The 14324-nt window shown below is 43.0% G+C and carries 11 protein-coding genes; 7 read left to right on the top strand and 4 right to left on the bottom strand.

From position 1 onward, the window contains the following. Positions 1 to 12 precede the first annotated feature (12 nt). Positions 13 to 1491 (bottom strand): aldehyde dehydrogenase family protein, encoded by a 1479-nt coding sequence (locus B2863_RS00295; RefSeq protein ID WP_296206743.1) that lies wholly within the window; start codon positions 1489 to 1491, stop codon positions 13 to 15. A 428-nt stretch (positions 1492 to 1919) separates the two neighbouring features. On the opposite strand from B2863_RS00295, the gene B2863_RS00300 reads away from it, so the two are divergent. From B2863_RS00300 to B2863_RS00330, 7 genes are all read left to right on the top strand, one after another. Then, positions 1920 to 2519, top strand: coding sequence for a TetR/AcrR family transcriptional regulator (locus tag B2863_RS00300; protein ID WP_057760518.1), 600 nt, complete (start codon positions 1920 to 1922; stop codon positions 2517 to 2519). Between the two features lie 378 nt (positions 2520 to 2897). Then, positions 2898 to 4109: an iron-containing alcohol dehydrogenase gene (locus B2863_RS00305; RefSeq protein WP_201607832.1), complete on the top strand. Its 1212-nt coding sequence runs from the start codon at positions 2898 to 2900 to the stop codon at positions 4107 to 4109. Between the two features lie 166 nt (positions 4110 to 4275). Next, complete coding sequence (locus B2863_RS00310; RefSeq protein WP_296206744.1) at positions 4276 to 5325, top strand: NADP-dependent oxidoreductase; 1050 nt, start codon at positions 4276 to 4278, stop codon at positions 5323 to 5325. 239 nt (positions 5326 to 5564) lie between these two features. Next, the gene (locus B2863_RS00315; protein ID WP_296206745.1) at positions 5565 to 6242 is read left to right on the top strand and encodes a type 1 glutamine amidotransferase domain-containing protein; all 678 of its coding nucleotides are present in this window, start codon (positions 5565 to 5567) and stop codon (positions 6240 to 6242) included. A 30-nt stretch (positions 6243 to 6272) separates the two neighbouring features. After that, the gene (locus tag B2863_RS00320; RefSeq protein ID WP_296206746.1) at positions 6273 to 6902 is read left to right on the top strand and encodes a glutathione S-transferase family protein; all 630 of its coding nucleotides are present in this window, start codon (positions 6273 to 6275) and stop codon (positions 6900 to 6902) included. 385 nt (positions 6903 to 7287) lie between these two features. Then, positions 7288 to 8976: an MFS transporter gene (locus tag B2863_RS00325; RefSeq protein ID WP_296206747.1), complete on the top strand. Its 1689-nt coding sequence runs from the start codon at positions 7288 to 7290 to the stop codon at positions 8974 to 8976. A gap of 85 nt (positions 8977 to 9061) precedes the next feature. Continuing rightward, positions 9062 to 10324: an HlyD family secretion protein gene (locus B2863_RS00330; protein WP_296206748.1), complete on the top strand. Its 1263-nt coding sequence runs from the start codon at positions 9062 to 9064 to the stop codon at positions 10322 to 10324. Positions 10325 to 10466: 142 nt separating this feature from the next. On the opposite strand, the gene pdxH is transcribed toward B2863_RS00330, so the two are convergent. The 3 genes from pdxH to guaB form a co-directional block, all read right to left on the bottom strand. Next, on the bottom strand, positions 10467 to 11129 hold the full coding sequence (gene pdxH, locus B2863_RS00335) for a pyridoxamine 5'-phosphate oxidase (protein ID WP_296206775.1): 663 nt from the start codon (positions 11127 to 11129) through the stop codon (positions 10467 to 10469). Between the two features lie 109 nt (positions 11130 to 11238). Further along, complete coding sequence (gene glmM / locus B2863_RS00340) at positions 11239 to 12606, bottom strand: phosphoglucosamine mutase (protein WP_296206749.1); 1368 nt, start codon at positions 12604 to 12606, stop codon at positions 11239 to 11241. 212 nt (positions 12607 to 12818) lie between these two features. Beyond that, positions 12819 to 14291 carry an IMP dehydrogenase gene (guaB, locus tag B2863_RS00345; RefSeq protein ID WP_057760534.1) on the bottom strand — a complete coding sequence of 491 codons (1473 nt, stop codon included), beginning with the start codon at positions 14289 to 14291 and terminating at the stop codon, positions 12819 to 12821. Between the last annotated feature and the right edge of the window lie 33 nt (positions 14292 to 14324).

Below are 14324 nucleotides of genomic sequence, written 5' to 3' on the forward strand. Positions count from 1 at the left end.
ATTTTAGGACAATTAGAATGGATATTCACGTGGTTCATTTTGCATTGAGATCCAATGCGTTCTAGTGAATTCTTCTAGTACCCACTCACCGTTGAATCGGCCGATACCTGAGTTTTTCTCACCACCGAATGGCGTATTGCTTTCATCATTGACCGAGATGTCATTGATGTGGGTCATGCCAGCTCTGATACCGCGAGCGAAACGTAGACCTTTTTGCATATCAGCAGTGAACACCGCACTAGACAGACCATACATAGAATCATTGGCAATCGATAGCGCATCGTCTTCGTCTTTAGCACGGATGATACCAACCAATGGTCCAAACACTTCATTGCGTGATAGATCCATTTCGCGAGTCACTTCGGTAAAGATGTGCGGCGGTACGACTTGGCCTTCGATCTCGCCACTGAGTATCATTTTTGCGCCTTCTTCCTGCGCTTTAGCGATTTTTTCTTTAAGCGATTTGACTTGTTTTTCGTTGATGATTGGGCCAACAGCGGTATCTTGCTTATTAGGATCACCGACGTTCAATGTTTTAACATGCGCTAAGAAACGCTCTACAAAATCATCATATATCTCGTCTTCTACAATGACTCTGTTAATTGCGATACAGATTTGACCTTGGTGTAAAAACTTACCAAAGGCGGCTGCTTTTACTGCTTGCTCAATATCAGCATCTTTTAGTACCACAAATGGACTGTTACCACCTAGCTCAAGTGCCACTTGTTTGATGTATTCACCACCATTGGCCAGCTCACCGATATGTTTGCCCACTGAGGTCGAACCTGTGAACGACACTAGACTTGGCGATTTGTGCTCGACGATTGCATCACCTATCTCACTGCCTGAGCCGACCACGACGTTTAATAGACCTTTTGGAAGACCAGCTTCTTCGAATACTTTGGCCAATAGCAAACCACCTGTCACTGGCGTATCACTAGCAGGCTTGAGTACCACCGCGTTACCAAGTGCTAAGGCAGGCGCGATAGAGCGCTGCGTTAAATGTAGTGGGAAGTTCCATGGGCTAATGACAGCGACTACGCCGATTGGCTCGCGATAAATGAAGTTCTCTTTACCAGGGGTATTCGATGGACGAATCTCACCATGGACACGATTAGGGAATGTCGCTGCTTCAAGGGTAATCGCGCGCGTCGCACCGAACTCGACCATGGCTTTGATACGAGTACTGCCCGACTCTTTGATTAGCCAATCAACGATTTCTTCTTGGCGCTGATCGAGTATGTTTACGACTTTATACAACACTGCAGAACGCTCTGCTGGTGTCTGCTTGGCCCACGCTTCTTGAGCTTGGGTCGCCGCATCATAGGCTTCGTTTAACTGATCTTTGGTCGCTTGCTGAATTTCTACCAGCGTATCACCGTTATATGGGTTGGTATTGGTGTTAGTGCTACCGTCTTTACCGGTTTGCCATTCACCAGCGATAAACTGCAAATGGAAGTCACTGTATGCACTCGTAGTATTGGTTGACATAATCATCCTTATTTTTAATTTGTTATGTTAAGTATTGGTTTTCGGTTATTAAAATAAAATTATCAAGTCGGCGATATCTTAATGAGAAAATATCTGGCAAGTAGTAAGTCTAAAATCGTTACCAAGCTATTAATCAATAGTCATCAATTGAAAAGAGCTCTAATGAAAAATGATCTTTAGCAATAAATACTAACGGTAACGGATAACAACAAAACCTACCTTGCTAGACGACTGGTCTAATGCTACCATAGCTATCAATAAAACTAGACTACTTTGTCAGTGAATATTGTTGATAAAACGTAACACATATAACTATATCCTATTACAATACGCTATCAACGTGACGTTCAAATGAACGCTAACTGTTTTAACTGACTATCTAATACATACGCTAATATAAGCAACTACCAAGGGAGACAATCCTGTTTATGTCTAATACAGACGCAACTACCCCAGATACCAAAGCTCATTTACTTGCTACTGGCTACCAATTAATTGCTAAAAAAGGTTTTACCGCTGTTGGTCTAAAGCAGATTTTAGATACAGCAGGCGTGCCAAAAGGTTCTTTTTACCACTACTTTGCTTCCAAAGAAGCCTTTGGTGAAGCCATTATTAATCATTACTTTAGTTTATATAAGACTCGGTTAGACGTCATCGATGCACAAGATGTCAGTGCGCAGCAAAAGCTATATGATTATTTTCAAAACTGGTATGACACCCAGCAGAACGGCTGTGACCATGAGAAATGCTTGGTAGTGAAGCTCAGCGCAGAGGTAGCTGATATGTCAGAAACCATGCGTAAGGCACTCGATACTGGCTATCAGCAGACGACCATGTGGCTCGCTAAGCAGATCAAAGCTGGCTGGCTCGATGAGTCCGTACCACGCCATGATAATATCTCGGCTGAGAGTATGGCCAAGCGTTGGTATTTTGCATGGCTTGGCGCAAGCTTGATTGCAAAGATTAGCCAAACCAATACGCCTTTAGCAGAAATTTGGCAGATGACCACGACCCAAATGGGACGCTAATAGTTAACTGTTCGAATTTCTAGCGACTGCACCTTTAGCACAAACATCATAAACATTAAGGCACATTGAATATTCATAACGCTTCTAGATAGTAGCTGTCAGTACTATGCTTGAGTATTCAGTGTGCTTTATTGCCTTCTCTTTTCCAAAAAAATTTCTTAAAGACATTTGCATATGACTTAAACAGTTATACGAGAGTTTTGTAAATATCACTAGACGACTGGTCTAATTGGTGTACAATGCGCACAAATATTAAGAATGAATGTCTATACGAGCATTGCTTATCATTCATTGATTGATATCAGACAATATCTCATGTCAAAACAATTTAATTGAACCGTTTTTATTAAACACTTTTTATTATTAATTAGGAATCTTATGAATAACTTCCAATACTACAACCCAGTCCGTATCGTTTTTGGTGAAGGTCAAATCGAGCAATTATCAGATCTAGTTCCTACTGATGCACGTGTTCTTATCACTTATGGTGGTGGTTCAGCACAGCGTACTGGTACTTTAGATGAAGTAAAAACTGCATTAGCGGCAAGCGGTAACCGTACTGTATTTGAATTTGGTGGCATTGAAGCTAACCCAGAATTCACCACATTACTTAAAGCCGCTGATATGGTTAATGAGCACAACATCGACTTCTTATTAGCAGTTGGCGGTGGTTCTGTGATTGACGGCAGCAAATTTGTCGCACTCGTTTCTTCATTGACTGAAGAGGACGGCACTGTCTCACGTGACCAAGCTTGGGATGCCTTAACTGGTTATTGCAAAAACATCGATTCTGCTGTCGACTTGGGTGCTGTATTGACCATTCCAGCCACAGGTTCTGAGATGAACTCAGGCGGCGTGATCAACTATAGCGAACGTCAAGCAAAACTACCATTTGGTAACCCACTTGCCTTCCCTAAATTCTCAATTCTAGATCCAATCAAAACACTTACCCTGCCTGAACGTCAGGTTATGAATGGTGTGGCTGATGCATTTGTTCATGTAATGGAACAGTATCTGACTTACCCAGTAAACGCGAAAGTACAAGACGCCTTTGCTGAAAGCTTGCTTAAAATTCTTATCGATGAGGGTCTAGTTGTTAAGCAAGATCCAGAAAACCTAGAAACACGTAAGAACATTATGTGGACAGCGACCATGGCCTTGAACGGTCTGATCGGTACTGGTGTACCACAAGATTGGACAACTCATATGGTTGGTCATGAGCTAACATCACTACACGCTATCGATCATGCACGTACGCTAACCATCGTATTGCCATCAGTTATGCGTGAGCTAAAAGAAAGCAAAAAAGAAAAACTGCTTCAGTATGCACGTAACGTATGGAACATTACCGATACTGATCAAGACGACGATGCCATCATCGAAACTGCCATTGTTTACACTGAAAACTTCTTCCGCGAGCTTGGCTTGCCAGTTAGCCTAGAAGACGTTGACTTGACGGAATCAGCGATTGATCCAATTATCAAGCAACTTGAAGTGCATAACATGGTTAAGCTTGGTGAACATGGTACCAACGACTTAGAAGTATCACGTCGTATCTTGCAGCGCGCTGTAACTAGCAAAGCGTCTTAATAAGCGCTTTAGCAAGAACTGTCAGAACAATTATAAGAAAAATCGCGACAGTAACAATAAGTACATATCGTTATGCTATTTATAGAGTAGCTATTCCATGCTGAGTAGCTACTACATTTACCACCACTATAATAATGACAATTAATAAATATAAAGGAGTCTTACAATGAGCTTCGACAAACAACAGAATCAACAAACAAACCGTCAAATCAAATTGGCTAGCCGTCCTAATGGCGTACCTACTGCTGACAACTTTGACATGGCAACTAGCGACATTCCTACGCCAAAAGATAACGAGATGCTACTACGCACGGTATATCTGTCACTAGATCCGTATATGCGTGGGCGTATGAGCGATGCAAAAAGCTATGCAGACCCGTTAGAAGTCGGTGACGTCATCATGGGTGGTACCGTAGCGCAAGTGGTCGAGTCGAATATCGACAGCTTCGCGGTAGGCGACTTAGTCGTATCAAACTCAGGCTGGCAGGACTACAGTGTCAGTGATGGCGAAGGCGTCCTCAAACTAGACAAAAACATGTCAAATCCTTCTTATGGTTTAGGCGTGTTAGGTATGCCAGGGTTCACCGGTTACATGGGTCTGACTGATATCGGTAAACCACAAAAAGGCGAAACCTTAGTTGTGGCAGCAGCAACTGGACCCGTTGGTGCCACGGTCGGTCAAGTCGGTAATCAATATGGTCTGCGCACTGTCGGTGTGGCAGGCGGCAAAGAGAAATGCGACTTTGCGGTCAATGAGCTTGGCTTCGATATCTGTATCGATCACAAAGCTGACGACTTCGCTGAGCAATTAAAAGCAGCGTGTCCAGATGGTATCGACATCTACTATGAAAACGTTGGCGGTAAAGTATTTGATGCGGTAATGCCATTACTTAACGACCACGCACGTATTCCAGTATGTGGTCTGGTATCGCAGTACAACGCCACTGATTTACCGGATGGCAAAGATCGCCTAGGTATGCTGATGGGTCTTATCTTAAGCCAACGCCTAACTGTCAGAGGTTTCATTATCTTTGAAGAGTACGGCGACCACTTCCCAGAGTTCTTAGAAACCATGAGCAAATGGGTGGAGTCAGGCGAAGTAAAAACCAAAGAGCACATTACTGACGGTCTAGATAATGCCCCAGATGCATTTGTCAGTATGTTAAACGGTGATAACTTTGGTAAGACTGTAATCAAAGTATCTGACGTTAACTAGTTACTGGTTAAACATTCACTAGTTAAGCAGCTACTGACAGTTAGCAATCGTTGTGAATAACTACTTAACAACATAAATTGCTAATATCACTACTGAAAGTTGCTTACAAAGCAGGAATAATGCTAACAGTCATTATTTGCATTTAGGCTAATTAAGTAAAAACGGCTAATGATGTAACGTAAAACTTATGACTGTTGGCTATATAGTTACTAACACATAAATAATAAACAAGGATAATTATGAACATTTTAATGGTACTAACGTCTCATGACCGTTTAGGCGATACTGGTAAGAAAACTGGCTTTTGGCTAGAAGAATTTGCTGCTCCTTACTACGCATTTCTTGACGCTGGCGTAAATGTAACTCTAGCTTCTCCAGCTGGCGGTCAGCCACCACTAGATCCTAGTAGTGACACAGAAGACACGCAAACCAAAGATACCACTCGTTTTAAAGACGATAAAGACGCGCAAGAGCATTTGGCTAATACCAAAAAACTTGCTGATATGAACGCTGAAGATTTCGATTCAGTATTCTACCCAGGTGGCCATGGCCCATTGTGGGATTTGGCAGTAGATAAAAACTCTATCGATCTGATCGAGACTTTTGTTAAGCAAGATAAGCCTGTTGCTTTCGTTTGTCATTCTCCTGCAGCGCTTAAAAACGTTAAAGTCGATGGCGAGTATTTGGTAAAAGACAAAACAGTGACTGGTTTCACTAACTCTGAAGAAGACGCAGTTGGCCTAACAGACGTAGTACCGTTCCTAGTAGAAGACGCATTGAAAGCTAATGGCGGTAACTACGAAAAAGCGGCTGATTGGGAATCGTTTGTCGTTGAAGATGGTCTGCTAATCACAGGTCAAAATCCTGCATCATCGGAAGAAGCTGCTAAGCGCCTAATGGCAAAGCTGAAAGGTTAGTCAAATTCACTACACAATAAGGTCGATACCATGATTCGCTTACATCATCTCAATCAATCACGTTCATTACGTACGCTATGGCTCTTAGAAGAGCTAGGTGTTCCTTATGAAGTAGTCAGTCATCAGCGCGATGCCAAAACTCATTTAGCACCAGATTCTCTAAAGGCTGTACATCCACTCGGTAAGTCTCCGGTTATCGAAATGGATGGACAAATTTATGCTGAGTCAGGTGCTATCACTGAGTTATTGATTGAGCGGTTTGCGCCAGAGCGTCTGCGCCCTGCTACAGGAAGCTCAGACTATGGCTACTATCTACAGTGGATTGATTTTGCAGAAAGCTCGCTCATGTTGCCATTAATGCTTGAGTTATTTACCAACAAAGCAGGCATCAATGACAATGAGTTTTTAAACGGCTATATCGAGACAGAAAAAACCAGATTGTTTAAATATCTGGATGCCTCAGTTGAAGGTAAGTCATTTATTGTAGGTGATAAGCTGAGCGGTGCCGACTTTATGCTGTCATTCGATTTGATTATTCTTGCTAAGCGTCAGAAACTTGACGCTTATCCGCATATCAAACAGTATGCTGAAAAGTTGGCCAGTCTTGATAGTTATCAGCGTGCGTTTCAGCTAGAAGCAAAATATGACGAATCGATTTAGTATTTGGTATTCATTGATACATCGGTATTAGCCACAATACTATTTACTGACTGACCAATTTTTCGATACACAAAAACAGCTCTGTATAGAGCTGTTTTTTATGCTTATAGCATTTTTTGCTTGTCTTATGATTCGTTAAATTGCATAACATACTGCTATATCTTTATTATGTAGAGCCAATGAGTTACGCGCCAATGACAAAAGCGCTATAAAGATTATGATAAAATATGCCCTGCATTTCTTGGGTTATCTTTCCAGTTTGACCAGCATTTATATCAGTAACTCCGCTGTTTTTAAGCTATGAACATTCATCGTACTGACCTGATTTTGCGTCTGGAATCTGTTCTATGCCATTCTATTTCCTTATACAGATTATGGTACGTCCATGAGTAATGAATATCAGTTTAAGCCCCACGAACAACCGATAATGGTGGGCTCTCCTGCCAATCCTGATCATCCTGCACGCCGTAAATTATTTTACTTACTGATTGGAATTTTCGTTGGTCTCACTGCCAGTTTCCAAAACGGTCTGCTCGTCGCAAATCTTACTCAAATTCAAGGTCAACTGGGCTTAACGCCAGCCGAAGGGGGTTGGATATCTGTTAGCTATAATATGACCAATGCCTGTATCACCGTTCTGCTGTACAAAATTCGCCAACAATTTGGTATGTCACTTTTTAGTAAAATCACCCTGTTCTTTTTGTTGGCTGCCACGAGTTTACAGTGGCTAATCAGTAGTCATTTATTAGATACGCCTAATATAGGAATTGAGCCTTATTATCTAGAGATTGTCGCCAGAGGACTTAGTGGTATGGTCGCAAGTGGCATGACCATTTTAGGGTTATTCTACTGTTTGCAAGGCATGCCAACCGTCAAGCGCACCAGTGGCTTGATATTGGGTTTTGGCTTGGTGCAGTTTGGTATCCCATTATCACGAATCATCTCGCCCTACCTCGCCATCGACGGTCAGCTTGAAAACTTATTTCTATTTCAATTTGGTTTGGCACTGATTTGTTTTGGACTGATTAACATATTGGAGTTACCACCAGGCAATACAGAAAAAGTATTTGAGAAACTCGATTTTTTAAGCTTTGCTTTTTTTGCGAGCGGTCTAGCTGCACTGGCTGTAATTTTGGTGCAAGGTAGGATTTTATGGTGGACGACGCCTTGGCTCGTCTATCCACTGATGATTGCTATTGTTGGGATTGGCATCGCCTTATGGATTGAGACACATCGCAAAAACCCGATGCTACAAGTCCGCTGGATGCGTAGTCGCAATATTATTGCCTTTATGATTACCGGCGCTGTTATGCGAATTTTGCTATCTGAACAAAATGTCGGTGCTGCAGGCCTACTTGCTAATTTGGGTTATGGTAACGATCAGCTGGTTACTTTTTATGCTGTCATAATGGCTGCCAGTGTGCTGGCTTTGGTGATTAGTATTTTTAGTACCAATCCAATGGACTTGCGCCGTCCTGTTATTTTTGCAGTGGCATTGATTGCCTTGGGCTCTTGGATGGACGTTGGGGTCTCTATCAACTCCGCTCCCTATATGTTTTATATTAGCCAGTTTTTGATTGCATTTGCCGCGGTATATTTCATGGGACCTTTGGTTTTCGAAGGATTCTTGCGAGCTATTGCTAGTGGCCCTGCTTATATCATTAGTTTTTCGGTTATCTTTGGTATTTCCCAAACGGTTGGCGGATTGGCAGGTGCAGCGGCTATTCAGGCATTTACGACCATTCGTACACAGGTCCATTATGCAGATATGGTCAGCTCACTGAATTTGGGTGATCCTACGTTTAGCGCTCAAATTGCTGGTACTCGCAGTGTATTATCAAATCAAACGACGGATACAGCGCAAGCGAATGTGGCTGCAATGAGTCAAGTGTTGCAAGGGATTCAACGCCAAGCAACTGTCTCCGCTTATAGCGACCTGTTCTTTTTAATGGCCAGTTTTGCTACTTTCGTTACAGCCATTTTATTGATCAATTATTTTTATAACCGTTACCACAAGCGCAATCCACTTGCTAAAGAGCTTGCGGTTATTGCAAAAATGCGTGAGTCAAAATAACTCAGTTTATTCTATTAATAATGTTTCACCCTGTTCGTTTATAGCCAGTCTATTTTAATATTTATTGAAAATTTAGGAGCACGTCATGAGCCAAGAAAAACCAAATGAGCTTAATCAAATACCTCAGACGTCCACTGGCGCTCCAGCAACAGACACACCTATAGCGTCCGATATAAGTAAAGAAGAGTCTGCTACAAATGCTTCGCAATCAGCAACTAAGACAGCAAAAGGTGATGTAGAAAACAGTTCAGACAGCAATGAACCGCCGATGCCGCCAAAAGAGCCAATACCCGATACTACTGGTTGGTCGCCTAAGAAAAAGTCCTATCTAAACTTAGGCTTATTAATTTTATTGATTGTCATTGGCGTGGCATTGATTTTGTATGCATGGAAGCTCCCGCCGTTTACCCCAACGGTACAGCAAACCAATAATGCTTTTGTCAAAGGTCAGACGACTATTATTAGCCCGCAGGTTTCTGGCTATGTCACCAAAGTAGCTGTGCAAGACTTCGCCAATGTAAAAGCGGGCGACTTACTCATAAAGATTGACGATCGAACCTTTCAGCAGCAGCTCGAACAAGCCCAAGCAAATACAGAGGTAGCTCTTACTAACCGCTCTACCAACGATCAAGACACACAAACCAGCCAAGCACAAATCGAAGCACGCAAAGCTGACTTATATAGTGCCAAAATCAACGTACAGAGCGCACGTGAAGATGTAAACCGCTACCAAGGTTTGGATGCCATTGGTGCGGTATCAAAGGCGGAGGTGGCTCATATCAAGGCTCAACTCGCCCAAGCACAGGCAGGTGTACAGCAAGCAGAAGCCAACTTGCAAGCCGCTCAAGAAAACCGTGAAAAAACCAGTGGCAGTCGCTCATCGCTAGATGCAAATATCAAAAATGCTGAGGCAGGCGTCAAGCAAGCGCAAATCAATCTAGACAATACTATCATCACTGCGCCTGAATCTGGCCAGCTAAGCCAAGTCAGTGTCAAAGAAGGCCAATACGTCAGCGCTGGTACGCAGCTCATGTATATCGTACCAAAAGGCATTTGGATCATTGCAAACTTTAAGGAAACTCAAATAGCCAATATGGCAATCGGTGAGCCTGCGACCATTCATGTCGATGCGCTTGGTGGTGCCAAATTTACGGGGCACGTAAGTAATATCTCGCCAGCGACTGGTAGCGAGTTTAGTGCTGCTGCTGCCAACCCTGCGACAGGTAACTACATAAAAATCGCTCAACGTATTCCTGTACGCATCGACCTAGACCAGAACCAGCCTGAACTTGCACGATTACGTCCTGGCATGTCAGTCTCAGTGGATGTCGATACCAATATTAAATGAAAGGTTGAATAAAAAGTTAATTAAAAAATAATGCCAGATAAGGTAAATAGCTAACGTAAAAAAGCCACTCTAGATACCAGAAAAACTGGATTTAGAGTGGCTTTTTTAGTTTTGTATAATCTATAGCTTCAAACTACAGCAACTATGGTAATAAACGTTTGGTCGTCCAGCTTGTATTGCCTTCACTGTCATCGCCGCTACTCTGCGTATACACAATTCGGTCATGCATCCGATTGGCGCGACCTTGCCAAAACTCAATACTTTCAACCGTAATCTCATACCCACCCCAAAACTCTGGCGTTGGTACAGTAGTATTGTCAGGGTGCGCTGCTTGAAGCTGTTCAAACGTTTGCTCCATGATTTCACGATTGGCCACTTCACCACTTTGCGGTTGACTGACCCAAGCGCCTACTTGACTATCATGGGGACGCTTTTGGAAGTAAGCAGCCGATTTATCAGCAGCAATTTTAGCGATACTACCGCTGATACGGACTTGACGCTCTAGCTCATGCCAGAAGAATAACGCTTCAGCGTTAGGGTTCTCTGCAATATCCTGCCCTTTTGCGCTTTCATAATTGGTATAAAAAACGATACCTGTCTCAGTAATCTCGCGTAATAACACAATACGAACGCTAGGCTTATTGTCTGCGCCACATGTCGCCAAACTCATTGCATAAGGCTCTTGCACCTTTTGCGCTAACGCCTCATTCATCCAAGCTTTAAAAAGCTCGAATGGTGACGTTGGTACTGACTGTTGGTCAAGCTCACCTTTCTCATATGAGAGGCGTTGGTCGGTAAAGTCCATGCTCATAGCAGTTCCTTATTTGAAAACTATAATGTTGTTGTCTCAAGTACTAGTCATTATCTTAAATACCAGTTGCTATCTTGAATACCACTTATTGCCTTAAATGCTATTAGCCTAGTACCGACTTTATAAGATCAGCTAAATCATTAGCCATTACATCGCACTCTATCTCATCATCTGACTCAACCATCACGCGAATCATAGGCTCTGTACCTGACTGACGTATCAGAAGACGACCACGACCCTCTAGCGTTGCCTGTGCTTTATCAAAAGCAGCAACCAACTCCTCATGTTTGAATGGGTCTTGCATTTGAGATAAGCGTACATTGACTAGCTTTTGCGGTAACACTTCAAAACCTTCAACAAGCTCACTTAGCGCACGCTCTCTGGCTTGCATGACTGCCAGTACTTGCAAACCAGCAATGATAGCGTCCCCTGTGCGACTTTTATCTAAGCATAAGATATGACCAGATGGCTCACCGCCCAATATCCAGCCATTAGCTTCTAAGTCCTGCATCACATAGCGATCACCCACCTTTGCGCGAGTAAATTGAATGTCTGCATCTTTTAGTGCCAGCTCTAACCCCATGTTGCTCATGAGCGTGCCGACAACACCTTCAGCTTTGGTTTTACCTTGGGTAGCAAGTACATATAAGATACCATCACCATCAACTAGCTTACCCGTCTCATCAACCATTACGATACGGTCACCATCACCATCTAGTGCAATACCGACATCTGCTTCATGCTCAAGCACGGCTTTTTGTAAGCTTTCAGGATGAGTAGAACCACATTCAGCATTGATATTGATACCGTCTGGCGTATTATTGATAGCAATCACGTTTGCCCCCAACTCGCGCATCACTCTAGGTGCTACGCTATAGCCCGCACCATTCGCACAATCCACTACTACCGTCAGATGACTAAGGTCGTACTGATAAGGGAAGCTGCCTTTGCAAAATTCAATATAGCGACCTTTCGCATCATCAATACGGTTGTTTTTGCCCAAATGTGCAGGATCAAGAATAGGCATTATGGCAACATCACTACCAACGTCGTTCATAATTGCCGTCAATTTATCATTGATTGCAGTTTGCATTTCATCACTTATCTTTTTGCCATCACCTGAGAAAAACTTGATGCCATTATCATAATAAGGGTTGTGCGAGGCTGAAATAACCACACCAGCATCTGCATTAAAGCTACGGGTTAAATGCGCAATCGCTGGGGTTGGCAATGGACCAAGCATATAAACATCAACACCTGCTGCATTAAAACCTGCTTGTAATGCTCCCTCTATCACATAGCCTGACAGACGCGTATCTTTACCAATCACCACACTTGGCTTACGCGTAGGATTTTCATTTTTTTCTATGAGAACAAGCCCAGTGACATAGCCTAGTTTTAAGATAAAGTCCGGTGTAATTGGCAATTCACCAAATTTTCCGCGAATTCCATCAGTGCCAAAATAGCTCATTATGTGTTCCTCAAGTCAAAAAAATAAAAGGCCAAGCGTATACGCAGGCAATACTATTGTTGTAATAATCTGTTTCTGTATTTTACAAAAAAAACAGCCAACAATAACATAGCATTGTTGGCTGTTTGTATCTTAAGCTCGCTGCAGCCTTACGTCTCAGCTAACACTAATACGATGTAAATCTACAAAAGTGAAGCGTCTTACGGAACGATCTAGTTTACTCGATAGTTCGGTGCTTCTTTAGTGATTTGCACATCATGCACATGTGACTCTTTCATACCCGCTGAGGTTACTTTGATAAACTGCGGATTGGTACGCATATCTTCAATCGTGGCAGAACCAGTATAACCCATTGATGAACGTAAGCCACCAACCAACTGATTAACGATACCCGCAACTGGTCCTTTATAAGGAACACGGCCTTCGATACCTTCTGGTACTAGCTTCTCTACGCCGTCTTTTGCATCTTGGAAGTAGCGGTCTGAAGAACCGTTTGATCCTGACATCGCACCCAAACTACCCATACCGCGATAAGCTTTATAGTAGCGACCTTGGAACAGCTCAACTTCACCTGGTGCTTCTTCAGTACCAGCCATGAGTGAACCAACCATGATGCACGATGCACCAGCAGCGATTGCTTTTGCCATGTCACCTGAATAACGAATACCACCGTCAGCAATCAATGGAATGCTGTCTTTTAAAGCACTAGCAACATTATCAATGGCTGAGATTTGTGGTACACCGATACCTGCAATAATACGCGTGGTACAGATAGAACCAGGGCCGATACCTACTTTTACTGCATCAGCACCTGCGTCACGTAAAGCAATTGCAGCTTCACCTGTTGCGATGTTGCCACCGATTACTTGTACATGCGGATAGTTTTTCTTGATCCAAGATACTTTATCGATCACGCCTTTTGAGTGACCGTGCGCAGTATCAACGACGATAACGTCGACATCAGCGGCGATTAATGCTTCAACGCGTGCTTGCGTGTCTGCACCTGTACCAACAGCTGCGCCAACACGTAAGCGACCTTGCTCGTCTTTACACGCGTTTGGATTGTTTTCAGCTTTGGCAAAGTCATTAACAGTAATCAAACCACGTAGACGGAAGTTATCGTCAATAACGATGACTTTTTCGATGCGGTGCTCATGCAATAGTCTTTTTATATTCTCGTTGCTTTCACCTTCATGTACAGTTACTAGCTGCTCTTTAGGTGTCATAATCTGACTAACTGGCAACGATAAATTGGTCTCAAAACGCCAATCTCTATGAGTAACAATACCCACAACGTTATCTGTGCCTTTTTCGACCACAGGCACACCTGAGATATTGTTATCTTGCGTCAAACGCAGCAATTCACCAATCGTCATCTCTGGATGTACAGTGATAGGATCAACAACGGTACCCGCTTCAAATTTTTTGACACGGCGTACTTGGGTGGCCTGCTTTTCGATGTCCATGCTCTTATGCAAAATACCCATGCCACCAAGCTGTGCCATAGTGATAGCCATTTCAGACTCAGTCACAGTATCCATCGCCGCAGAGATTAGCGGAAGATTAAGTGTGATGTTTTTGGTCAAACGAGTAGACAGATCAGCAGTTTTTGGCAGAACTTCAGAATAGGCTGGTAATAATAAAACGTCATCAAAGGTTAAGGCTTCATCGACAATTCGCAACATACAGACCCCTAGTGGTGGTTATTTTGATGGGTA

The organism is Psychrobacter sp. UBA3480, from assembly GCF_002377945.1.
Lineage (GTDB): Bacteria > Pseudomonadota > Gammaproteobacteria > Pseudomonadales > Moraxellaceae > Psychrobacter.

Excerpts from the sequence above, each read along its gene's own strand:
- B2863_RS00295 (WP_296206743.1), bottom strand. The coding sequence starts at position 1,491 with ATGTCAACCAATACTACGAGTGCATACAGTGACTTCCATTTGCAGTTT.
- B2863_RS00300 (WP_057760518.1), top strand. The coding sequence starts at position 1,920 with ATGTCTAATACAGACGCAACTACCCCAGATACCAAAGCTCATTTACTT.
- B2863_RS00305 (WP_201607832.1), top strand. The coding sequence starts at position 2,898 with ATGAATAACTTCCAATACTACAACCCAGTCCGTATCGTTTTTGGTGAA.
- B2863_RS00310 (WP_296206744.1), top strand. The coding sequence starts at position 4,276 with ATGAGCTTCGACAAACAACAGAATCAACAAACAAACCGTCAAATCAAA.
- B2863_RS00315 (WP_296206745.1), top strand. The coding sequence starts at position 5,565 with ATGAACATTTTAATGGTACTAACGTCTCATGACCGTTTAGGCGATACT.
- B2863_RS00320 (WP_296206746.1), top strand. The coding sequence starts at position 6,273 with ATGATTCGCTTACATCATCTCAATCAATCACGTTCATTACGTACGCTA.
- B2863_RS00325 (WP_296206747.1), top strand. The coding sequence starts at position 7,288 with ATGAGTAATGAATATCAGTTTAAGCCCCACGAACAACCGATAATGGTG.
- B2863_RS00330 (WP_296206748.1), top strand. The coding sequence starts at position 9,062 with ATGAGCCAAGAAAAACCAAATGAGCTTAATCAAATACCTCAGACGTCC.
- pdxH (WP_296206775.1), bottom strand. The coding sequence starts at position 11,129 with ATGGACTTTACCGACCAACGCCTCTCATATGAGAAAGGTGAGCTTGAC.
- glmM (WP_296206749.1), bottom strand. The coding sequence starts at position 12,606 with ATGAGCTATTTTGGCACTGATGGAATTCGCGGAAAATTTGGTGAATTG.
- guaB (WP_057760534.1), bottom strand. The coding sequence starts at position 14,291 with ATGTTGCGAATTGTCGATGAAGCCTTAACCTTTGATGACGTTTTATTA.